The organism is Agrobacterium salinitolerans (assembly GCF_027498475.1).
GTDB classification, from domain to species: domain Bacteria; phylum Pseudomonadota; class Alphaproteobacteria; order Rhizobiales; family Rhizobiaceae; genus Agrobacterium; species Agrobacterium salinitolerans.
Window position 1 is genome coordinate 76,301 of the sequence record NZ_JAPZLN010000005.1, and the last position, 23,328, is coordinate 99,628.

General features: G+C 60.9%; 17 protein-coding genes. 2 read left to right on the forward strand and 15 right to left on the reverse strand.

Features of this window, described 5'->3' with window-relative positions:
- Positions 1-53: 53 nt before the first annotated feature.
- Positions 54-350, reverse strand: coding sequence for a PRC-barrel domain-containing protein (locus O9X91_RS18125; RefSeq protein WP_003522015.1), 297 nt, complete (start codon positions 348-350; stop codon positions 54-56).
- Between the two features lie 274 nt (positions 351-624).
- On the opposite strand from O9X91_RS18125, the gene O9X91_RS18130 reads away from it, so the two are divergent.
- The gene (locus tag O9X91_RS18130; RefSeq protein WP_077983134.1) at positions 625-1,761 is read left to right on the forward strand and encodes a polysaccharide biosynthesis/export family protein; all 1,137 of its coding nucleotides are present in this window, start codon (positions 625-627) and stop codon (positions 1,759-1,761) included.
- 11 nt (positions 1,762-1,772) lie between these two features.
- On the opposite strand, the gene O9X91_RS18135 is transcribed toward O9X91_RS18130, so the two are convergent.
- From O9X91_RS18135 to tssA, 14 genes are all read right to left on the reverse strand, one after another.
- Complete coding sequence (locus O9X91_RS18135) at positions 1,773-2,678, reverse strand: protein kinase domain-containing protein (RefSeq protein ID WP_269834008.1); 906 nt, start codon at positions 2,676-2,678, stop codon at positions 1,773-1,775.
- Entirely contained in the window at positions 2,671-4,074 is a 1,404-nt protein-coding gene (gene tagF, locus O9X91_RS18140) for a type VI secretion system-associated protein TagF (RefSeq protein ID WP_269834007.1), read from the reverse strand. The genes O9X91_RS18135 and tagF overlap by 8 nt, the downstream gene beginning before the upstream one ends.
- Before the next feature lie 82 nt (positions 4,075-4,156).
- The gene (tssM, locus tag O9X91_RS18145) at positions 4,157-7,636 is read right to left on the reverse strand and encodes a type VI secretion system membrane subunit TssM (RefSeq protein WP_269834006.1); all 3,480 of its coding nucleotides are present in this window, start codon (positions 7,634-7,636) and stop codon (positions 4,157-4,159) included.
- Positions 7,633-9,135, reverse strand: coding sequence for a type VI secretion system protein TssL, long form (tssL, locus tag O9X91_RS18150; RefSeq protein ID WP_269834005.1), 1,503 nt, complete (start codon positions 9,133-9,135; stop codon positions 7,633-7,635). The genes tssM and tssL overlap by 4 nt, the downstream gene beginning before the upstream one ends.
- Complete coding sequence (gene tssK / locus O9X91_RS18155; RefSeq protein WP_142913266.1) at positions 9,132-10,472, reverse strand: type VI secretion system baseplate subunit TssK; 1,341 nt, start codon at positions 10,470-10,472, stop codon at positions 9,132-9,134. Before tssK ends, tssL begins: the two co-directional genes overlap by 4 nt.
- Positions 10,462-11,667, reverse strand: a complete 1,206-nt coding sequence (locus O9X91_RS18160) for a type VI secretion system-associated FHA domain protein (RefSeq protein WP_162520526.1) — start codon at positions 11,665-11,667, stop codon at positions 10,462-10,464. The genes tssK and O9X91_RS18160 overlap by 11 nt, the downstream gene beginning before the upstream one ends.
- Positions 11,668-11,671: 4 nt before the next feature.
- Positions 11,672-12,676, reverse strand: a complete 1,005-nt coding sequence (gene tssG, locus O9X91_RS18165) for a type VI secretion system baseplate subunit TssG (protein ID WP_142913262.1) — start codon at positions 12,674-12,676, stop codon at positions 11,672-11,674.
- A gap of 9 nt (positions 12,677-12,685) precedes the next feature.
- Positions 12,686-14,467, reverse strand: coding sequence for a type VI secretion system baseplate subunit TssF (gene tssF, locus O9X91_RS18170; RefSeq protein ID WP_142913260.1), 1,782 nt, complete (start codon positions 14,465-14,467; stop codon positions 12,686-12,688).
- A complete protein-coding gene (tssE, locus tag O9X91_RS18175; RefSeq protein WP_077983194.1) occupies positions 14,460-14,969 on the reverse strand; it encodes a type VI secretion system baseplate subunit TssE in 510 nt (169 codons plus the stop codon). Before tssE ends, tssF begins: the two co-directional genes overlap by 8 nt.
- Positions 14,962-15,786 carry a type VI secretion system accessory protein TagJ gene (locus tag O9X91_RS18180; protein ID WP_269834360.1) on the reverse strand — a complete coding sequence of 275 codons (825 nt, stop codon included), beginning with the start codon at positions 15,784-15,786 and terminating at the stop codon, positions 14,962-14,964. The genes tssE and O9X91_RS18180 overlap by 8 nt, the downstream gene beginning before the upstream one ends.
- The gene (gene tssC, locus O9X91_RS18185) at positions 15,783-17,177 is read right to left on the reverse strand and encodes a type VI secretion system contractile sheath large subunit (RefSeq protein WP_142913256.1); all 1,395 of its coding nucleotides are present in this window, start codon (positions 17,175-17,177) and stop codon (positions 15,783-15,785) included. The genes O9X91_RS18180 and tssC (O9X91_RS18185) overlap by 4 nt, the downstream gene beginning before the upstream one ends.
- Positions 17,178-17,232: 55 nt before the next feature.
- Positions 17,233-18,714 carry a type VI secretion system contractile sheath large subunit gene (tssC, locus tag O9X91_RS18190; protein WP_077983124.1) on the reverse strand — a complete coding sequence of 494 codons (1,482 nt, stop codon included), beginning with the start codon at positions 18,712-18,714 and terminating at the stop codon, positions 17,233-17,235.
- A 95-nt stretch (positions 18,715-18,809) separates the two neighbouring features.
- Positions 18,810-19,319 carry a type VI secretion system contractile sheath small subunit gene (gene tssB, locus O9X91_RS18195; RefSeq protein ID WP_077983123.1) on the reverse strand — a complete coding sequence of 170 codons (510 nt, stop codon included), beginning with the start codon at positions 19,317-19,319 and terminating at the stop codon, positions 18,810-18,812.
- A 67-nt stretch (positions 19,320-19,386) separates the two neighbouring features.
- The gene (gene tssA / locus O9X91_RS18200; RefSeq protein WP_269834004.1) at positions 19,387-20,442 is read right to left on the reverse strand and encodes a type VI secretion system protein TssA; all 1,056 of its coding nucleotides are present in this window, start codon (positions 20,440-20,442) and stop codon (positions 19,387-19,389) included.
- Positions 20,443-20,662: 220 nt separating this feature from the next.
- On the opposite strand from tssA, the gene tssH reads away from it, so the two are divergent.
- Positions 20,663-23,317, forward strand: a complete 2,655-nt coding sequence (tssH, locus tag O9X91_RS18205) for a type VI secretion system ATPase TssH (RefSeq protein ID WP_077983121.1) — start codon at positions 20,663-20,665, stop codon at positions 23,315-23,317.
- Positions 23,318-23,328 lie beyond the last annotated feature (11 nt).

Genomic DNA, 23,328 nt, shown 5'->3' on the forward strand with positions numbered 1-23,328 from the left:
GAAAGAACGCCCGACAAACCGCCGGGCGCTCCTCTTAATGAATGACAATGCTATTAATGACGATGTTCTGGCATGTCCTTCAGCTGGTCCTTGGTCCATGACGTGACCGCGTGGACATCGCCGTCCTCATCCCGCATGAAATCAAGATCGCTAAGCGGTACTGCGACGGGCTTTGCGCCGATACCAAGAAAGCCGCCGACATCGATGATGGCGGTGCTGCCTGCCCCGACGCCGTGAACATGATCGACCTTGCCGACCTTGTGATCGTCTGCACCATAAACGGTGGCGCCTTCAAGAACGGACGGCGTCAATTCGGTTTCAACCAGGCGGACGTGATTGGTGTGATCCATTGTTCTTGCTCCTGTCGTGGTTTGCAGAAAACAAACTCCTCCAACGCAAAACCGTTCCATCGAATGGCGCTGGCCGGCGTCAGCCGGTGAGGTCTGGTGATTTCTCATCGGTACATTGTTGGGGTTTGCGGCAGGCGGTTTCGAAAAGGTTGCGGAATGGTCACACCTTTTCTCTGGAAGACAAGTTTTCGCTAAATTGCAACCGCTAAAGTTGTTGCGATGACGTGGCTGGATGTTATCTCTGCGTCAGGTTGAATCATCAAGGGGATGAGGGATGAAAAAGTTGGGGGCGGTTTTGCTGGTGGCTCTTTTGAGCGCATGTGCAAAGCCATCTGACGGACCGACCGCAGGCAATATCCGATCTGCGACTTTTCCTCGAACCAACGAAAAAATCCCAGTCATCGAGCTCGCGAATGCGCCGGCGGCTACGGTTTCCGCCGGAAGCCTGCAGAATGCTTCCGGCCCCGGCCTCACAGCGCTTCGCAACACCGGCTACAACGCCCAGAGATTGCGTCGCGGCGACGTGATCGACATCACCGTGCTGGATACCGGCGAAGACGGGCTTTTCTCCCCGACGCAAAGCAAGACGCTCAATCTCGGACGCTTTACGGTGGACCAGAGCGGATCGGTGAATATCCCCTTCGTAGGCAAACAGAGGGTGGTGGATTCGACACCCGAGGGGCTGCAATCGCAGGTCGTCGCCGGGCTCAAGGGATCAGCCGTGAACCCGCAGGCCGTCGTCACTGTCGTCGACAAGCCGACGAGCGCCGTCATGCTGAGCGGTGCGGTGAAAAACCCCGGAAAAATAATGCTTACCGCCCGTCAGGAGCGGGTGCTCGATGCGCTCAATCAGGCTGGCGGCCCGACCGTCGCTCCGGGCGCTGCCACGGTTACCGTCGTTCGCGGCTCGCACAGGGCGAGCGCGCCGCTTGACCGCGTCATGCGGGAAGACCGCCAGAATATCCGCCTGTCGCCGGACGATCAGATCATGATCGATGGCGATGCGGCGAGCTACACCGCGCTCGGCGCTTTCAAGAGCGCCGGCGAATTCCAGTTCGAAGCCGGAAAACTCACGCTGGCGCAGGCTGTCGGCCGCGCCGGCGGGTTGCTTGATGACCGTGCGGACGCACGCAATGTCTATGTTTTCCGCAACGAGATCATTCAGGTGCCGTCGGCAGCTGCATCGGGCGCGAAAGGCCCGGTTGCGACGGCCACGACCGTGCGGCCGGTGATTTATCACGTCAATATGCGCGATGCTTCCAGCATTGCCCTCATGCAGCTCTTCCAGATGCAGAAGGGCGATGTGCTCTATGCCAGCAACGCGCCGCTGGTGGATTCGGCCAAGCTCCTGACCGTGTTCCAGAAGAGCGTGCCGACGGCCGCAGCACCGCTTCCCGGCGGCGGCAACTGACCAATTAAGCGCTACAAAAGCTGTAGCGCTTCCATCGCCGATTGCGGACGCGACGCGGGTTCGCCTTGACAACAGGCGTCCGCAAAATCCGTCAGCCTTTGCGTTGTTCGCACCTCGCCCGTCGCGATAAGCCGCCGGGCAAGCCGCCCCACGGAGAATATATCCTGATCCGGCTTTGCGGTTGCGTCCCGCATCCGTTCCGGTGCTGCAAATTCGTGCGAGGCGGCAAAGCGCATGCCCCGGTCCGCGTGTTTTTGGCCGATTTCCAAAGCAATGCCGAAATCGCCAAGCCTGCCCCTTTCGAAATCGCCATCCTCCAGCAGAATATTGGCTGGCGTGACATCGCAGTGGACGTACCCCCGTGCATGCATGGCGCTCAGCCCTTCCAGGAGCCGGCGAAGGATTGCGATCGCCTGCGGCGCGGTAACCGGCGGCTGCGATGCAAGCGATGCCAATGATTGCGGAAACCATGGCTGCAACAGGCCCGGCCGGCCATCGGCCAGTCTCAGCAGCGCCGATGTTTCCACCAGAAACGGATGGCGCAATGTCAGGCCGAGCTGCGCCTCCTCGCGTAATCTTTGCAGCAGCGCCGCGTCGTTTCTCAACGCCGGCGGCGTGGTTTTCAGGGCATGAAGGGAGGCGAGATCACGGTGCCGCACCTGCAGCAGCAGCGTGTTTTCGCTTTCGTAGGCAATCCGTTCAAGGGCAAAACTGTCGGCGATCCAGCCGGGTTTCGCATCGGAAAAATACGAGATTTTCCGGTCCAGCGCATTTCTGACCTGATCGATCAGGTCTTTCTGTTCTTCGGCAGGCCTTTCCCGCATGCCGTCATGGCGAATGCTTTGCCATAGATCGGAAAAGCGCTCGGCAACCTGCGGATAGGCAGGCCCGTCGCCCGTTTGTTTACCCTTACTCAAGCCGGTTTCCAATCACGATGGCGCTGACATTCTCGCGTGCGTCCTCGATCAACGCTTCCTGGATCAGGGCGCTGGCGCAATCCTTGATCGCAGTGTCGCCGACAATCTCGGCAATGGCTCGCTCCCTCAGGATTTGTACCAGCGGATAGCTGCACAGGAGCAGCCTGTCCTGCGCCCCCCAGTCTTCCCCGACGATATCCGGGCGGAACTGCTGGGAAAGGCCGACACATTGCGCGAGCTGCCTTTTCATGCCGACAACGACGTGATCGCGCGAAAGCTGATGCATGGTTCCGTTTTTCAGGAGATAGGCGCGCGCATCGCCCGACCACAGGACGCTCAGTCTGCGGCCGATAATGGAGGCAATGATGACGCTCGCCATCGGCCTGCCGTCGGCGCCCAGGGCTTGTCGGGAAAGAAGCAGGCTGTTGACGGTGCCGAGCTTTCCCCTGATCTGCTGCGCCATCACCCCGGGGCTTTCGGCATCGGGTGTCTCGGCAAGAGTATTTGTGGCCAGACGTGCTGCTTCCACGGCGCTGTGCGTATCGCCCTGTCCATCTGCTATGGCGAAGAGGGCAGGGGTCTGGGAAACGAAGAGCGAATCCGCGTTCAGGGAAAGCCGTGTTCCCGGGTGCGTGGCATAGCTGTAGATCACCGATGACGGCTGTTCGGTTGGCGGTGCGGGCGCGGACGTCATCACGGGCGGAGTTTTGTGTTTCGCACTTTCCTGCGCCTGTACGTGTGTCGAGCCGTCCTCATCGCCCTTGCCTGCCATGTCGCTGAAGAGGCGCAAGAAATCGGAAGCTTTCGGTTTGCCGTCGAATTTGAGGCCGCGGGCGCGGCGGCTGACGGGATCGATGCGCCACCAGAGGCTCGTCGGTACGCGGCCACGCACCATGTCCGCCGCATCATCATCGTCTTCCCGTGGTTTCGGCAGGCGCAGTTTCTTGACGGAGGTATTAAACCGGGACATGTCGAAATCGCCCGTCATGGATGTTTCGGCCAGCGCCTCGGCGGCCATGAACCAGGTATCGTCTAGATAGAGCGTTCTCGGGTGTTTCCGGAAGCTATTGAGCTGCGCGATGATGGCAAGCGGATATTTGCGCCCCACCCGGTCTGCACTGGGCACCAGCACGCCGGCATAGGCGCAGTTTCCCCATATGCCGTTTTCGATGATAAAGCGTATGGGCGGCGATGACGCAAATATTTCGGGCCATCGGCTCGAGAAGGTGTCCGCGCAGGCGTGCAGGCCGGATCGCATCCAGTCGTCAAATGTCCCGATCAGCTCCCGTTCAAGCCCATCGGAGATGAAGTCGCCATGGCTGGGGACCTTGCCGAAGAAGCCGATACGGTCGCTTTCCGCCGCGGTTTCGGCGGGCCTCGATGCCTGATTGGCCATCAGTCGTTATTGACCGCGTTGCTTTTCATCGTTGTTTTCATCATAGATCCCCTCCTTAAAAAAACGGTGCGCTGCCCCGCCGCTAAAATTGCGCGGGGCAGGCAAAGCCGGCGATGGCTTCCAGCCTGAACGGGTTGAGAACTGAGCCGAACTGAATATCGAATTCGGCAGCCTGCCCGCCATTTGCAAATCGCACCCGCAGCAGATCGCCCGACTGGTTTTCGATGTCGGCGCCGTCGAACAGCCGGAATGGCGACCAGTCGCCGTTTTCGGTTTTCGCCTGCTGCCAGCCGCCCGGCTGGAAAGCGATGCGCGACAGGCTCGCCGTGTTTTCGCGCGAGGGCCAGGTGATCGATTTCGCCTGAATGGGGCCGTGATAATAAACCACCCGCTCGCCTTCGATTTCCAGCATCACCGCGCTGGAGGCATTGGTGAGCGAAACGGGTTTGACATTGATAGACACCGCCGGCGTCTCGCTGCCGTTCGGGAAAAAGGCGCGCGAAATCTTGTCGGCATTTTCGAACTGGGCAACGGCGCTACTTGGAATGCCCGCGGCGCCGAAGGTGCCTTTCCAGCTCCAGGGGTTGGTCGTCTTGTCGACAAAGGCTTCCATTCGCTGTTTGAAGAAGGACTGGAAAACACCGGTCGGCCCAAAGAGACGGGTGAAATCCGCGATGGCGACATCGCGGGAAGATGACCTGTCGAAAGGATAACGCCCGGTCACGATGGAAGAGCAAAGGGATGCCGCATCGGCCGCCCAGAGTTCGGCAATGCGGCTGCGGGCGGATTTGACCGCAAGCGAGCCGACATCAGCCGCCACACCCGCCACCCACACATCGAGGGGCGCCGGCAATTCACGGGCCTGCTGCAACAGATCCTGATTGGCCTTGGTGAGTTGACTATCCACGTCGAACACCTTGGCGACTTCATCGGAGGTGGTTGCCGAACGGGCAAGCTGCTCGTTCAACATCTTGAAATGCGCGAGCAACTGTTCCGATGGCGAACCTCCGGCCTTGCCGCCATTGGCCTGCTCGCCCGTTGTGGCAGCGCCCTTCGCCGCCAGCATGTCCCGCAGTCTCGCATAGGGATCGGCTGCGTTCACCGTGGCGGCCAGAACGGCCGATGTTGCGTCGTCTTCAGCGGCGGAGGCGAGGGCGGCGGGGTCTGCTCCGGGGCGCAGATCGGTCGCCTCCGCGATCGATCTGGCAGCCTCCATCACGATATTGCGTTCATTGGCAAGCGCGCGGGTTGTTTCCACCGCGTCGCCAAGGGTCTGGGACGGCTTGACCCGAAGGTCGGCTAGCGTATCGGCCCATTTTTTCTCGAAACGGTCGAAATAGATTTGCAGCGCGGCCTGCGCCACCTGCTCGACGGTTGCGCCACGGAGTGCATCATCGGAACCGCGCACCCATCCTTCGGAAAGTGCGATGCGCGCCGCATGGGCGATCTGCGGAATGACGACGCTGCGATATCCCTCCGCCGTGAAAAGACCTTCGATGCCTTCCGCCATCGGCGCTTTGCTGCGCCGCTCGAAGGCGCGCTCTCCCAGCGGGCCGAAGGCCGTGGCGGGTGTCCATTCCATCAATTCCCGCGCCTGCGGAAGACCGGCGAGAATATCATAGGCGCGCATGCCGACAGCCTGGTTGCGAATGGTTTCACGGGCAGTTGCGATGAGCCGTGCGTCGAGCTCAATCGGGGCGAGTACGCCGTCCGCCAGCGCTTTTGCATGCTGGTCGAGCGCTTCTCTCGCCGCCGCCCTTCCATCGCCGGGATAGAGGGAGGCAAACATCTGGTGCGTCTGCACGGTCAGGAAATCGGGGTCCAGCGCACCCAAGCCGCCCAGCATTCCGTAGAGCTTCAGCGAATTGAAGGTGCGCGTGACATCCTTTTCATCCTTGAGCTGTTTCTGCAGCTGCACGATCATGCGCGGCAGGAGCAGGGCATTGAGCGCGCGCTGATAGGCGTCACGCTGCCGTCCCACGATCTTGCCTTCCTGATCGAGCCCGAAACTGACGTTCCACACTCTCTCGCGGGCAAAGCCGGAATTGACATCGCGCAGATTGTCGAGCGCGGGAAGGATGCGGAGAAAATCGGCGTCTGAAACATCGCGCACGGGAATGCCCTGAACGAGTTGTTCATAAGCGCCAAGTTTGCGATCCGCTTCGGCAAGCGCCTGTGTATTGGCGAAATAGGTGAAAATCCAGCCGGTGAAGACGATGGCGACTGCTGCGGCCGAAACACCATAGGCGATGCGTCGCACCAGCAATTGCCGTCCGGAAAGGCGCTTGTCGCGCATCACCAGCGCGGCTTCGGGGAAGATGACATCCTTGAAAAGCCGCGACAGGAAGTAGCTTCGGCGGGTTCGGGGCGCTGCGGGAGACCTTTCCGTTTCCGGCTGCGTTCCCGAAGCGAGATAAACGCCACGCAAAAGCGGCGCTTCGATCAGCGGGGACCGTGCGCAAAGTTCGGTCAGAGCCTCATGGAGCCGGTCTTTCAGCCGCGCGAGTTCGGCGGGGAAGCGGAAGATGCGGCCGCGCGTCTCGGCATTCTGCTCCTGCTGCAGGCGCTCGATCAGCATCGCATCGACCCGCTGTTGCAGCAGTTCGAACTCTTCCGTCAGGCGTTGCGGCAGATCCTCGGCGGTATAGCTCTCATCCAGCTTGAAGGTCGTGCCCCATACCTGCTGGCGGTCGGTCTTGTTGAAACCGTCGAAGAATTCGACGAAACCATGCAGCAGATCGGCCTTGGTCAGAACGATATAGACCGGAACGCGGGCGTGCAGATATTCATCCAGTTCCGAAAGCCGCTGGCGGATGGAGCGCAGTTCCTGCCGCTGTTCTTCGGGATCGCGGGTGAGAAGATCGGGGATGGACAATGTCACCAGCGCGCCGTTGATCGGCTGTGAGCGGCGATAGCGTCTCAGAAGGCCGAGGAATCCTTCCCAGCCGGCTTTGGATGAGCCATCGAGGTCATCCTGTGTGGTGTAACGGCCGGCGGTGTCGATCAAAATCGCTTCGTCGGCGAACCACCAGTTGCAGTTGCGCGTGCCGCCAATGCCCTTCACCGCGTTTTCGCCGAGCGCATCGCCAAGCGGAAATTGCAGGCCGGAATTGGTGAGCGCCGTTGTCTTGCCGGAGCCGGGTGCGCCAAAGATCACGTACCAGGGAAGGTCGTAAATATAACCGAAACGCTTTTTCGTGACCCGCCGCAGCAGCGCCAGCGCTTCCTTGAGACGCATCTGGATCTCGCCGACCTCGGCCTGGCGGTTGGCCAGGGCTTCGCGCTCGATACTGTCGACAAGGTCCTTGTCCTGCTTGCGCCCGCGATAAATGGTGACGGAGATATAAAGCAGCCAGATGGCGAGAACAATGCCGATGGCGATGAGCCGGGCCTGCGTCGTTCCCAAGGGCTTGAAATCACCCAGCACGACCAGATAGCCGTAAAACCAGATGACGATGCAGAGCGCGACCACCCATAACAGCGACAGGAAACGGCGGCCGATGAGAGCGGCATAGCTCTCGACATAGGATCGGATCGTATAAAAATAGCTCAATGGATTCATGGCTGTGCCTCTTGCGACTGCTGTCCCGAACTGTTCTGGATGGTCGGCGAGAGAATGCCGGCGTCGCTCAGTTTTTCATCGGGATTGGTCAGGACCATGATTTCCGTTCTGCGGTTGATCTGGCGGCCTTCCTCCGTTTTGTTGTCGGCGATCGGGTCGCTGTCGGCACGGCCTTCCGTCAGGATCGCCTCCGGGCCGGTGAATTGTGAAAGAATGTCCCCGACGGCCTTGGCGCGGGCTTCGGAAAGGTGCCAGTTGGACGGAAATTCCACCGTCTTGATCGGCACCGTATCGGTATAGCCGATGACAACGGCGCGGAATTTCTCAGCCGCAAGCGCGCCGCCGATACGCTGGATGAGATCGCGGAACTGCGGGCTGACATCGGCGCTGCCGGTAGAAAACAGGCCCGAATTGTTGATGCGAATGCGCAGCCGCCCGTTTACATCCGCCAGCGTGACAAGCTTCTTTTCGACTTCCGGCTGAAGGAAGGCCATCAGCTTTTCAAGCCGGGAGGGTTGCCGTGGTTCCAACGGCTTCGGCGGTTCCACGACCTTGGGCGTTTCGACGAGCGCCGGCGGCTGGGGCGGGCTTGCGATCAGCACGCTCGGCGTCTCGATCGGTGGGAGATGGGCGAGCCTCTCGAATGTGACATCTGATGCGTTGTTGAGCGACAGCGTGAAGAAGAGATAACCAAGCGCAAAGGCAAGCGCCATCAGGGACAGCAGGGTCCACAGCGCGGCCATCGTGCGCAATGGCGTATGACGGGCTTCCACGCCTTTCCAGTGCGGCGAAAGCTCCCGTTCGAAGGTGCCGTATTGGCCAATCAGCGTCTTGTAGAGGCTGTCGCGGATGCGCGAAAGCTCCAGCGCCCCCTTTGGCGAAACGCGGGTGCGCCCTTCGAAAGCCAGCGACAGGCAGAGATAGATCAGCAGCAGCAGATCCTTGCTGGCGCCGGGCGACTGGTGGAAATGGTCGAGAATGTCGAAAACCCGGTCGCCGCCGGTGACATCGTTGTGGAAGGTGGAGACAAGGCCGGAGCGCGCCCAGCCTGCCCGCACGCCCCAGGGTTTGCTCAGAACGACATCATCCACCGTGGCGCAGACGACATAGTGCGCCGCTCTTGCCCGCTCGGGGCTGATGCGGGCGGAAGCGAGATCGCGCTCGTAGCGGGTGATCGCCTCAATGCAGGCGCGGCGAAGCTGATCGGGATCCGGCTCCGCATCGCTGAAGCGCAGCAGATGCGCGAGGTTGAGGAGGGGAGCGGCCGATTGCACGAGCGTCGGCACATCGCCGCCGCCGAAATGGAAACCGGAGAGCAGCTGATCGACCGGCATGGCGGCCGCGTGTGCCTTCGGTTGCCCGGCCGACGCGTCGGTCTCGACAATGTCTTCGAGGATCGCCGCCATGTTGCGGGCGTTCTGGTTGCGTCGGCGGCTTTCCTCGGTGATTTCGACCACCGTTGGCAAATCCTGCCAGGAGGAGGGGTTTTCCTTGCTCATTCGCGTAACGCCCACATTTCCATCTCAAGTCCGGGGAACTCGCCTGCCAGATGCAGGGCAATCGCGCCGGAGGTCTCAAGCTGCTTCCAGAGGGGCGATTGCGTGTCGATCTCGAAATAGACGGTGCCGGACCGATAGGGCAATTGCCGCGGCAGGACCGGCAGGGAGCGCACGGGAATGCCGGGCAGAGCCACATTGACCAGTTCAGAAATCCGCTCCACCGGCCCGACCTTGATCTGTGCCGGCAGACGGCGGCGAATGTCTTCGGCGGCCATATCCGCGCGCACTGCGAGCACGAAGCCGGCATCGCGCAGCAGCGTGCGATCGTGGATGGTGCCGACGCGGACGCCGTGGCGGCGCTCCACCAGTTCGATCGCCACGGCTGCCTGTTCCAGGACCGCTGACAGCGATGTGCGCAGATCGTCGAAAACCGCCCCGAAGGTGGCTTTCAAGTCCTCGTGCCGATAGGGCGGGAAATCCGTCGCCCGCTTTCTGTCCGTGGTGAAGGTTGCAAGCTCGCCGGCAAGCTGGATGCAGTCTTCGTAAAAACGGATGGGGTGAAAGCGCGTGGCGTTGGCGCAGCGATGCGCCAGCAGCGGATCGGCCCGATTGAGGATTTGCAGCAGGAAATAATCGCCCACTTCCGCCGTTCCCCTGATCGTCGGATCGCCGATGCGTTCGGCAATTGCCTGGGCGCGGTGGCGCACGATCCCCAGAAGCTCCGTCAGCAATTCGTTGAGGCGGGGTGCCGCCGCGCAGCTCAGGCTCGGAGGAATGAAATCCGGGTCCAGAATGACCGCGCGATCAGAACGGACCTCGATGACCCTTGCAAGACCGATGAGATCGTAACCGGAGAGATCGTCGCCGGTTTTGAGGAATTTCAGGCTGAGACGGCCGACATCGATGGGCGCCACGAAATCCGTCTCGATATTGGTGTCGGAGACCTCATAGCTGGAGGCGGTGAAGCGCACATTGTTCGCATCGTTGCGGCCGCTGGCGGACATATCCGCCTTGCCCGGCTGCCGGGCCGGCAGGGCGAGATAGATAACGGCGTTCTTGACGCTTTCATCGAGATCGAGCGGCGGCGGCAGGTCGGCATCTTCAGGCGCTTCGAAGGGCGTTCCATCGGGAAGAACGCCGCGCAGGTTCGACAGGGCGAATTGACCTATCGACAACGCGCTGCGGTCAACGCCGATTTCGGCGATGCCCCACGGATAAGGCGAGAGGTTGCGTGTGGCGTTGCGCACCAAGCGTTCGGTCCAGCGGTCGGATTGCTGAAAATGCTGAACGCGAAGAAACATGCCCTCGCTCCAGGCAACACGGTTCTCATGTCTCATCGTGGTTGTTTACCCCCTTTGCATGGGCCTTTATCGCGTCAGGTTCCTGCGTGGGCGCAGCCTCACCGCGCGCTGCCCGCTGCAGGAACTGCCTGACCGGCAATGGACGGCCGTTTTCCTCAAATTGCTTTTTGTAAGTGGACCAGTAGTCGGTCTTCATGATCAGCCCCTGCCAGTCGCGGCGCTCGATTTTGGCACGAAGATCGTTGCCGGCATCGACAGAGGCTTCGAGAAGCCTCGGCTCGAGTTTTTGCGTGCAGCCATGGATCAGCGTTTCAAGCGAGGCGGCGAGCCGCCGCTGCTGGCGGATGAGCGTTTCCATCCGTTCGCTCAGGGAGGCTGACGAACCGTGGCCGGCGCTCTCGCCTTCAACGTCGAGAATGGCCAGACAGTCGGCGCTTTCCTGCTCCAGCACGGTCAGAAGATCGCCGATCTCCTGCGCAGTCGAAGCGCCCGCAGCCGATGCACCCTCTGGTGTCAGGTCTTCACCCGTTTCCGGGAAAACGCTGTCGAAATCCTCGTTACCTGAGGCCGAAACCGGACGAGAGATCATCACCGGCGTGTTCAGGGCGTCGGTATGTTCGTGCTCGCTGCTTGCAACCGGCTCCTCGTCCCAGTTATCCGGCAGAACGGTGCCTGTTCTACGCGCCGCGGGCGGCTCGCTCCAGCCGATCTCGACATTTCGCGAAATGGATTTCGCCTTCCGCTTCGTGCCCTCGCGCCATGTTTCGGACCAGTCGTCGGCGGAGGCGGTGTTGCCCAACACGCCGCCGGCCGAGCGGCCATTCGGGGCGATGTCGGCAAGTATCGCCGAAATGGTCAGCGGCTCGTCACTCATGCGCAGGGAAGCATCGGGATCGGAAAAATCCAGCTCGGCATCGCCGCTGATGGCAACGTGAAAAACCTGCCCGCCAATGTTGATTTGCGAACCGTCGCGGAGACGCGCGCTTTCGCCTTCCAGAAGCAGGCGGCCATCGACCAGCGTGCCGTTCGCGCTCTGGTCCAGTATCGTGAAACCTTCGCCATCGCGGCTGAGCGTGCAGTGCAGCTTGGAAACGCGCCGCTCATCGTCATCGATCTGCCAGTCGCAATCGCGAGACCGGCCGATGACGCGGCGGCCGCGCTCGAAGCTCCACTGACTGGCTCTTGCGGCTCCGATATTTCGTGTGTCCTTGAGTGCAAGCTTCATGTTCATGCCCTCACGCGGAAATCGCCGAGCCTTCGCGCTCGGTCACTACAGCATCGGCGCTGTCTTTTTCTGCGGGCGCCACGCGAGCCCAGCTATTCCAGCCGAGGCGGGCGGGGGCATCGGACTGGCCGAGGCGGCAAAAGGGAATGTCCTCCTTTTTCAGGATCACCTGCACATCGAAATGCAAGGCGCTTCCGACGAACAGGCGTGTCAGCGAAAATATCTCCGCAAGCCGCTTCGATCCGGGCGTCAGGGCCAGATAATCCGCATAGGCGACGGGACCGATCACGATCCGGAAGCCGCCGCTCATATCTTCGACAGCGCTTCCTGCCGTCGTGTTCTGTCCGAGCCTCAGCCCGGATGCCTGCCCGAGCTGGCTTTGTTCGTGAAGCGGCAAAGCCACCCATCGCCGACGAAACTGCTCGACATTCACCGGAAGTCCCGTGAATTCGCAAAGCATGGAGGTCAGGGCCGAAACATTGCGGTTGCGGCCGGCCAGAAGGCCGCTGAAACGCAGGAGCGCATCTTCGCTCACGCCTGCCTTTTCCACCAGACCGGCTGTGCGGAACCCGGTGAGTGCAAGCAGGGTTTTGCGAAACCCGTTCTCCCGCTGCTCGGCCGACCAGCGCAATCCCCTTGCGAGGCGGTATTTTTCGGTCGCGGATACAAACAGTTCGCTGAACCTTACCGCGAACAGATTGAAGAAGCTTGCCAGCGCGCCGGAGCGACTGCGCTCTTCCCGCTGCAGCAATTCGCCATAGACCGGCGGCAGCGAACCGAGCGGCCCGACAATGGGCGCGAAGGCGGATTTCAGTTCGGCCTGGCCGCGTTTGCGGTTGAAACCGCTGATCGCCAGCGGGGTCGGCTGTGTTCCGCCATGAGCGCCGACGACAATCCCATCATCCGCCGAAACCAGCTGGGCGACGCGAAACGCGGTGGCGGGCTCAAAACGGCCGGGATCGTCGCTGAGAAGCGCGGCCTGCCGGTCTTTCATGGTTGGCGTCTGCTGTTCCATCCCGGTCTCCTAGAGTAGCGGCCGGTCGGCCGCGCGGGCCGGCCAGCGGGCAATCGGTTTGGAGTGGCCGCGCATCGTCGCGGTCAGCCGCGTGAAACTGTTGATCGAGGTGTAGAGCCCGAAGAAATGATTGAGGACATTGGCGAACACAAATGCGGCAGGCCGCGCGATCAGCGCGGGGTCGAACTCCACGGTGATATCCGTTCCCGGCACCATGGCCGAGCCGATCCGGGCATGGGAATTCTGCGCCTCGACATTGCTGATCGCCTCCACGAGCTGCCGGGTCTCCGGGCTGTCCCTGAAGGAATAGAGCGACAGAATGTCTTTCAGTGCCGCGCCGCCGCTGTCGGTGAGGGAGAGATGGTTGAGGAGGAGATGCGAGATCAGCCGCCATTCACGCGCCGAGCGCTCGTTGACGCGGATCGCCGCGGTCGGCGGCATTAGCGCATGGATGGATTTTATAGCCTCGTTACCGGTCGAAAGCTGCAGGAAGGGGTGGCCGCCGCCAAAGGGAAGCTGGCTTGGCAGCTCGCGATTGATGCACAGCGTATCAATGCTCGCCACCATGTCGAGCGGTCCAAGCGGTCCGCGCTTCTGATCGACGAAGGCGATGTCCGTATCGGAAGAACCATCGTCGTCGAAACGGCGCTGTATCTGCCAGAAAACGTTTGCACCGTTGTTGCGCTGGGTGCGGCCGAAAAACGGGGAGGTCTTTTCCGTCTGTCCGGAACGGCTTGTCAGTTGAACGTTTTCGACGGCATAGATTTCGCGGGTCCGCTGCCGCCGTGCATCTGGCAGCAGCCGGTATTCCGTGCGCGTGCCATCGAGGCTGAGCGGTTCGCAGCTTTGTTTGAACAGGTTGATGACCGGCGAGGCGTTCAGCACGAAATCCCGGACCGATACCATGCGTTCAAGCTGTGTGTCCGCTGCATCCAGATAAATGTAAAGTTCGCAGTCGCCGCCGCTCCATTTGTCCAGCCCGTCGATGTCGAGAAAGAGAAATTTCTGTGGCAGCGCGAAGAACTCGGTGAGAAGCCGGTATCCGTCAAAACTGTTGGCCGGATAGGGCAACATGGCCTGATCGCGGGTATAGCCCGATGGCGTGAGATTGCCGGCGGGCAGGAAAATGGCTTCCTTGTCCTCGGCGTGCCGCGCAAGCGCCACGCCCACGCAATGATTGGTCAAAAGCTCGTAAAGCGCCGTGGCCTGCTGCCATGCGGCGGACAGAAAAACCTGAAGCTTCGTCAGGCCCATTTCCGGGAAAGTGCCGCCGCGCGGCGCCGTGCTGCGCAGCGAAAGCCGCAGGCAGCTGGCGGCGCCGGTAAACGAGGCCGAAAAAGGCGCGTCGATCGGCTGGCCGGACAGCGTTGCGGCTGCGATTTGCAGCGGCGCGATTTCCACTGCCTGCGTGGTGCGAAAACGGCAGTTTTCACCACCTACCGGCTCGGCAAGGATTTCGCTGTGTCGGGGAAGTGTCTGCACGGTGGCGAGCGCCGTGCTTGGGGTGAATTGAACCACGCTCATGGACGGGATCGGCGCAAGATAATGCGGGTAAAGCGTTTCCAAGAGGCTGTCCGACAGTTCCGGAAACTCGTCGTCCAGCTTCTGGCGCACACGGGCGGCGGAATAGGCGAAGCTCTGGATCAGCCGTTCGACATGGGGATCGTCGGCGACATCGCCCGTCATGCGCAGCCTGCCGGCAATCTTCGGAAACGCCGCCGCGAAACGCGATGCGCGTTTTCGCAGCGCGAAGAGTTCGTCATTGTATTTTTCGAGAAAGCCGTCAGCCATTCGTCGCCTCCACCAGAAAAAGCTGCGTTGACGGATCGATCCGGGATTCGAAGCTGATCGGCGGCATGCCTTCCTGAAGGCGGAAACTTGCCTGTATGCGCATGCGAAGCGCCCGGTCGCCATCCGTGCGGTTTTTCAGGATCGTCACATGCACATCGGCAAGACGGGTTTCGAACAGGGAAATCCGTCGCTCGATGCTGCGTGCGAGCCGCGCCTTGGAGGCATCCGTCACCAGATTGGCCGAAAGAATGCCGTCCACGCCATAGCTCACCAGCGCATCGGTAAGCTCTTTCAGCGCTGCCGGGGGGCCGGCAGGATTGCGGCGGGTATTGAGCAATGCCTCGAGATCGCGGCGGATCACCTCGCGCATCTCGCGTGCCTGATCCTTCAGGCTGACGAGCATATCCGTTTCCGCATCCGGCGCGTCATCGAGAAGCCGGTCCAGAACGGAGCGTGACAGCGTTCTCTGCCGCGCGCGATATTGCTCGAGTGGGTCAACCACGGGCGATCTGCCTTTCATCGTCGGAGGCGGCGGAAAGGGAACCGCTCTCGTGGAACGGCACCACATCGTCGCCAATGAGCAGGCAGCGCTGGCCTTGCCCGGTTGCCAGAGGCCGGTCATCCTCGCTCCATCGGGTTTCGCGGCCGAGGAGGAGGCCGACATCGTCCTTCGCACCGTGATAGATCGCCGGGAGCAGCACGGATGCGACCGCGCCGTCGCGCAATGTCAGCTCAGCCCCGCGGAAAGCGAGGTCGCGCGGGCGGCTCATCGGGTCGATGATGAGGCTTTCTATCCGATCGTAATCGATCCACAGGTAGCGGCCGCCATTGGTCAGCACCTCCAGTGCATGCGGAATCCGGTCGTCCAGATCGCGAATATCGCCGGCGCTCTTGCCGTTGCGGCTGATTGGTACGTTGCCGCGTTTTTCATCGAGTTCAGCCAGTGCGGTTCTGGCGGCATCCGCATCGCCGCTGCGTGCAGCGATATTCGCCCGGATGGCCAGTTGGTCGAGTTCGGACGGACCGCCGGGAAAATCTGGCACCGCGCCGGTTTCGAACCACGCATTGCGCGCGGCCATGGCGCGCAGCTGGTGGCGAAAGAGGGAGAACCCGACGCTGTCCTGCGGCGAAAATGTTGCGGCGAGATTGCACTGTGCATCGGCCTTTTCATAGTCGCCGGCAAGGACCAGCAGGTCGATGTAGAAATGACGGCCATCCTTGTCGGTCGGCTTTGATTTCACATGGTCCCGCGCGAGCCCAATTGCGTCTTGCAGCCGGTTGTCGTCCAGGAGGTGGGAAATATCGTCGCGCAGTGTCATGCGGATATCCTTTGCGGCTCGGCTGAAGACCGGGATGCGGCGGCGGGCGGCATCACGGTTTCGGCAATGAGGTGGAAGCTCGTGGAGACGTCATCGAGCTGGAAATGCGGCTGAAGGCGCACGGTGCAGGAGAATGTTCCCGGCTTGCCGGGAACCTCGAAAACTTTGATCCCGGCGGAGCGCAGCGGGTAGCGCGTGCGCAGCGCCGCTTCCGCATCGTCATTGCCAAGCGTGTAGGAGGAAAGCCAGCCTTCCAGCTTGCGCTCTATCGTCGAGGCATCGCTCAGCTGGCCGATATCGTCGCGCATGATGACCTTGAGGTAATGCGAGAACCGGGAGGCGCACAGCACATATTGCAGCATGGCCGCGAGGCGGGCGTTCTGTCTTGCGGCTTCGCTGGAATAATGGCCGGGGGCATGCAGGGACTGGTTGGCGTTGAAGATCGCCATGCCGGAGAGATAGGTGGTGGAGACGGGCACGATGCCGAGATCGGAAAATTGCTGCTCCTGCCCGGTCGTCAGCTGCACTTCGACGGGCGGCTGTGCGGAAAGGCCGTTGCTTTCGATGCCGAGATCGAGCGGTGGCAATTGCCGGGAAGAGAGCATGCCGCCATCCACGGCATCCTGCGTCACACCGCGCAGATCCGCAAACCAGCCGGAATCGACGAAATTGCGCACGACCACCGTTGCAAAGGCGAAAGCGGCGTTGCCCCACAGCAGGGTCTCGCCGCTTTCCGCCACATGCTCGCGGAATGGAAATCCGTCATCGCGCCCCCGCGCGTAGGGCCTGTATGGCGAGCGCATCAAAACGCGCGGCGCAACAAGGCCGACAAAGCGGGAATCGTCGCGTGCGCGAAGCGCATGCCAGCGAAGCCGCGATTTGTCCTGCTTCAGCGAGGAAAAGTCGTGAACTCGGCTGAGTTCGGAAAAATCCTGCAGGCCGACGGCGGAAGGTGCTGCCGCTGCGACGAAGGGGCAGAAGGCGGCCGCAGCCACCATGCCGATCTGTGACAGCGTGGTGATGGAATCGGCGCCCTGAAGATCATCGGGGGAAAAGGCGTAGTCGCCGATCAACAGGCCGACCGGCTCGCCGCCCGGCATGCCGAATTCGCGATTATAGACGACTTCGAAAAGATGGCTCTGGTCGAAGTCGGTGGCCCGTTCCGTGTTGCGGGCAAGATCGCGCCAGCTGGCGTTCAGCAGCTTCACCTTAACGTCGGCGCCGCGGCCAGCCTCACGAACGACCATGGCAAGCCCGCGCCATCTCGCTTCCATCGCCTGAAATTCAGGGTGATGGAGAATGGCGTTAACCTGACCGGTCAGCGCATCGTCGATGAGGGCGATGAGCTGATCGGCAAAAATGCGGGCGTCCGGAAAGGACTGATGCGCCATGAGCGGGCTCCGGGTGACGAACGGGGCCGGGGTGGTGGACCACCCCGGTACAGGTTCAGTTCTTGGACGGAATACGCGCGACCATGCGCAGCGAGGTCGTCAGTTCTTCCATCTGCAACCAGGGCCGCATCCATGCGACCGCATTGTAGGCGCCGGGTTTGCCCGGCACTTCCTGCACGGTCACCTTGGCGTCGCGCAGCGGATATTTCGCCCGGCTTTCTTCACCCGCTTCGTCATTGGCGTTGACGTAGTTGGCGATCCAGCGGTTGAGCCAGACTTCGCAATCGGACGCTTCCATGAAGGAGCCGATCTTGTCGCGGCCCATCACTTTGAGATAATGCGCGAAGCGCGACGTGGCCATGATGTAGGGCAGGCGGGCCGAAACGGCGGCGTTGGCCGTTGCTTCCGGCTTGTCGTAAAGCTTGGGCTTGTGCGCGGTCTGGGCACCGAAGAACACTGCATAGTCTGTGTTCTTGTAGTGGCAGAGCGGCAGGAAGCCGAGCTTGCCCAGTTCAGCGTCGCGACGGTCGGTAATGCCCACTTCCGTCGGGCATTTCAGATCAAGATCGCCGTCATCGCTGGAGAAGACGTGCATGGGCAGATTTTCCACCCGGCCACCATTTTCCGCACCGCGGATCGCCGTGCACCATCCGCTCTTTGCAAAAGCGTCGGTCAGCTTGGTGCCCATGACGTAGGCGGCGTTCATCCAGCAATATTCGTCATGCTGAAGGTCGCCATTCACCGCACCCTTGGTCTCGTCATAGGCGAAATCGTCGATCGGGTTGGTCTTCGGGCCATAGGGCATGCGCGCCAGCACACGCGGAAGAGCGAGCGTCACGAAGCGGGAATCGTCGCTTTCGCGGAAGCTGCGCCACTTGGCGTATTCCACCGTATCGAAAATCTTCTCCAGATCGCGCGGGCGTGCAAGATCGCGATAGTCCTCGAAGCCGAACATGTGCGGGCTGGCCGCCGAGATGAACGGCGCAAAAGCGGCCGCCGCAATCGACGAGACACCCTGCAGCAACTGCACATCGTCGAAGGAATTGTCGAATTCGTAGTCACCGATGATGGCGCCGAGCGGCTCGCCGCCGGGGGTGCCGAATTCGTCTTCATAGATCGCCTTGAAGAGGCGGGACTGGTCGAATTCAACGGCCTTTTCCAAATCGCGCGCCAGTTCCCGCTTGCCGGCGTTCATGACGCGGATCTTCAGGTTGACGCTCGTCTCGGAATTCTTGACGAGGTAGTTCAGCCCGCGCCAGGTGCCTTCCAGCTTGGCGAATTCCGGCGCCTGCATGATCGCGGCGAGCTGTTCGGAAATGGTCCGGTCCAGCTCGGCAATCGCATGGTTGAGGGTGACGGTAAGGTTGCGGTCATATTTGACCGTTCCCTTCAGCGCCTGGTCTGTCAGCGTGCGCAGGAGGTTCTGCGCGCGGTCCGGTTCGGTCTGGCGGGTTGCGGCAACCACCTTGGACAGCAGTCCCTGATCTTCGGCGGTCGTTGCCTGGGCTTCGCTTTTCAGCAGGCTTTCAGCGCTCATGTTTCAGTCCTTCCACATGCGGCTTTTAAATGCCGCTTGAACAGTTGAAGCCCCGGAGCGGGGCCGTTCGGGGAGGTTTTCCTCCGCACAGGCGATTATTCGCTCGCGCCGTTCTTTTCCTTGAGTTCGGAAACCAGCGTTGCGAGGTCGGTCTTGTTCTGCAGAATATCTTCCAGCAGCCGTTCCAGATCTTCCGAGCGGTCGGCCTTGGACAACAGGTCGCGCAGTTCGTTGCGGGCGTCCAGAAGCGCCTTGAGGGCGGGAACTTGCTGCACGACGGCGCCGGGTTCGAAATCGTCCATGCTTTCGAACTTCAGGTTGACCTGCATGTCCGTGCCGTCTTTTTGCAGCGTGTTGGCAACGGCAATGTTGAGGCCAGGCGTCATGCGGCGCATCACCTCGTCGAAATTGTCGCGGTCGATCTGAACGAATTTGCGCTCGCCGAACGGCTTCAGCGGCTGGGTTGGATTGCCCGAGAAATCGCCGAGAACGCCGACAACGAAGGGCAGTTCCTTGACCACCATCGCGCCTTCGGTTTCGACTTCGTATTTGATGTGGACGCGGGGCTTGCGAACCCGTTCCAGCTTTTCGTGTACACTTGCCATTTCAACCTCCTTGATGCCCCTTGGCATGGCTGACTGTTACGGGACGGCGTCTCCGTCCCTTGCCTCGTTATTTTCCGTTGTTGTCTCCGCCGGGCTTGATCCCGGCGGCCGTCAGAACGGCATTGCGGGCCTGTGCCTCGGGCAGAAGCTCCGCCAGCAGTTCGGAAAAATCCATGCGCCCCCTGCGAACCAGCGTTTCGATGGAAAGAGAAATCGGCGAATGCGGTTCGGTCCGGCGAAAGTAACGCGCAACCGAAAGAAGAGTTTCAAACGCTTCATCGCGTGAAGATATGCCTTCCGGAGAAGTTGCGGGTGTCCGCATGGCGGGCTGGCCGCTTTCATCCGCACTGGTAGCCGCAGCCGTAGCCCGTTCGAGCGGTGCCGTTTCCTCGTCGCGCCCACCCAGCGTGCGAAGCGCCGCAGCCGCTTCGATAAGCGTGTTGCGTATATTGGAGCTCGGCGGGGCGGCCTGGCCGCAACGTTCGGAAAGAACGGCCGTGATGGCATCAAAAGAGGAGAGGCAGGCATTTACCTCGGCCAGATGGGAAGACATGGCGGCAACGCCTGCTTCTGATGCGAGCCGATACAGTTCTTCGCGCCGTTTGCTCTCGTTCGGTCGCTGCGCCAGCTGGAAATCCCAGAGGCTGTGCTCTCCAAATTTCCTACCGGGGATCAGCGGCGCAAGCCGAAGCGGCTGCACAAGCGTCCCCTCGGCGCCGATGCCGTTCAATCCCGCAAAAGGTGCAAATTTTTCCTCATCATTATCATCGCTGATGGAGCGCAATGAGTCCCAATGGTTGTAGAAAAGATCGCCACAAAGCTCATAGATTTCTCGCAGTCCAGGAAAGCCGCGCAGCCGCAGGCTTGCTTCGGCAAGCCACGCCAATATTTCTATGTCCTTGCTTTCGGAATATATAATCTGCAATCCAAGATTGCTGACACTGTCCCAGCTACTGGAGATCTTTAAGTTATCCTGTGGGGACGTGGCACGCTCTTCTGTGCGTGCCTGATTTCTTTCATCCTTAATTCTGTAGTATATTTCACGCGTTCTTGAATCGATCCGGATATTTTCTCCGCAATCGCCAAAAAATTCTGTATCTCTTTTAACATGCGGCGCGTTCAAGAGCAGTTTATCTCCAGAAAATAGTAATTGATTTTTTGTAGTTACTTCCCTTACGTAAGGCTATTCCTCAGACAGACTTATTCAAAATGTGTCTAAATTGTGGCGCATACCACCTAATCTAACCCGATAAAAAATAAACTTCGGGGTGGACAACCCGGTTTCATCATCATAGTTATTCCACGTCACGTTGTGGAATGAACCCGGGCAGGAGGCTCATTGCATGTCGCATATCGATCTCAATCGCCTCGTTGAAGCGCTTGAGCCTGACCTGCGCGTCTCGCTTGAAGCTGCGGCTTCTGTTGCGGTGCGTATGGGGCACAGGTACGTGGATATCCCGCATTGGCTGCTAGCGGTTGTAGATGCCGGCATCTATGCGAAAACATTCGAAGAATTAAAAATTCCACTTCCGGTATTGCAGACGGAAATCGGCCGCAGCCTGGAAGAGGCTGTTATCGGCGATGGAGAGGCATTGTCGCTCTCCCAGAACATTCTGACGGTGGGCCGTGAGGCATGGGTTCTCGCGTCGCTGGAGGCCGGGCGCGACCGCGTGACGCTTTGCGATCTGCTTCTGGCGATGGACGAGGAAACCTCGCTCCGCTCTTTTGTCCGCTCGGCATTTCCGTCGCTGAAGGCGATGGATCGCGCGGCTCTCGAACGCCTTCGCAGTTCGGTTGAAGACAGCAGCGGAAGAGAGGTTCCTTCCGCGACGGCGGGCGCCGCGCCGGCCGCCGGCCAGAACGATTTTCTGCGTCTTTACACCCAGGACATGACCGCCGACGCCCGGAACGGCAAGGTCGATCCGGTGATCGGGCGCGATGATGAATTGCGCCAACTCGTTGATATCCTTACGCGCCGTCGTCAGAACAATCCCATTCTGGTGGGTGAAGCCGGGGTTGGCAAAACGGCGGTCGCCGAAGCGCTGGCGCTCGAAATCGCTTCCGGAAATGTGCCGGAAAAATTGCGCAACGTTCGCCTGCTGAACCTCGATATTTCGCTGCTGCAGGCCGGTGCCGGCGTGAAGGGTGAGTTCGAGCGCCGTCTTCATGGCGTGATCGATGCGGTAAAACGCTCGGCCGAGCCGGTCATCCTGTTCATCGACGAGGCGCACGGGCTTGTCGGCGCCGGTGGTGCGGCCGGACAGGGCGATGCGGCCAATATTCTCAAGCCTGCTCTCGCGCGCGGCGAAGTCCGCACCGTCGCGGCTACGACCTGGAGCGAATACAAGAAATATTTCGAAAAGGATGCGGCGCTGACGCGTCGTTTCCAGCCCGTGCATGTGCGCGAGCCGGATGAAACGACCGCGATCCGCATGTTGCGCGGTGTCGCCGATAGCTTCATCAGCCATCATAACGTTATCGTTCGTGACGAGGCGATTGTGGCGGCGGTGCAATTATCGGCGCGTTACATGCCGGCGCGGCAATTGCCGGACAAGGCCGTCAGCCTTCTCGATACGGCGGCGGCGGCCGTTTCGTTGGCGCGGCAGACCCTGCCGGAACGGCTGCGCGCGATGGAAAGCGAGCGGCGTCTTCTGACCGATGAGTTCAACTGGCTCCTGCGTGAACCGCAGGATGACGAGATGCAGGGCCGTATCCAGTCGATACGCGACGAAGTCGAGAAGCTTGAGAGCGGGATCGACGATCTGCGTGGCCGTTACGATGCTGAAATGGCTGAACTCAGCGAAGAGCAGCCCGTTGAAACCGGCGCGTCGAATGTGTCGCGCCTGCGGCCTGCGGCTGAGACCAAACCGGCAAATGCCGAAAGACTAGTGCCGACGATGGTCGATCGTGAAGCGATTGCATCCGTCGTATCGCGCTGGACCGGAATTCCGCTCGGTAAGCTTCTGGCCGACCAGATCGAAAGCGCGCGCACATTGGATGCGCGCATGCGCCAGCGAGTCGTGGGGCAGGATGCTGCAATCGGCCGCATCGCCGATGCCATGCGCACCGCCCGTGCCGGATTGTCCGATCCACGCCGCCCGCCTGCCGTGTTCTTCCTCGTCGGCATGTCCGGAACGGGCAAGACCGAGACGGCGCTGTCGCTCGCCGATCTGCTCTATGGCGGCAACAGCCATCTGACGACGATCAACATGTCGGAGTTCAAGGAGGAGCACAAGGTTTCGCTGCTTCTCGGTTCGCCGCCCGGTTATGTCGGTTTCGGCGAAGGCGGCGTGTTGACGGAAGCGGTTCGCCGCCGGCCGTTCGGCGTTCTCCTTCTCGATGAGATCGATAAGGCTCATCCCGGCGTCCAGGATATTTTCTATCAGGTGTTCGACAAGGGCGTGCTGCGCGACGGCGAAGGTCGCGACGTCGATTTCAAGAACACCACGATCTTCATGACGGCCAATACCGGTTCGGAACTGCTGGCCGCGCTTTCCGCCGATCCGGATACGATGCCGGAAGGCGAGGCGCTGGAAGCGCTGCTGATGCCGGAGCTGACCAGACAGTTCAAGCCCGCATTCCTCGGGCGCACGATCATCCTGCCTTTCATGCCGCTCGGTGCGGAAGAACTCGCAAGGATTGTGGATATGCAGATCGGCAAGATCAGGGAACGCGTGCTCGCAATATACGGCGCCGACCTGACCCTTTCCGATGCCGCGCGCGACGCGTTGGTGGCGCGTGCCGGTGCAAGTGAAATCGGCGCACGCGCCATCGAAATCATGATCGGCAGGGATCTCCTGCCGCCTCTTTCCAGCTTTTTCCTCGAGAAGGTCATCGCGGGAGAGCGTGTCGGGACGATCATTGTCGATTTTGGTGAAAACGGGTTCGGCATTCGTGCCGAAGAGGCTGGGGAAGCAGATGAATTCGCCGTAACCGAAGAGGTTGGGGTGGATAAAGTTGCCGCGTCGGATGGGGCTACCCGACGCATGCGGCATTAAACGAAGGGTAA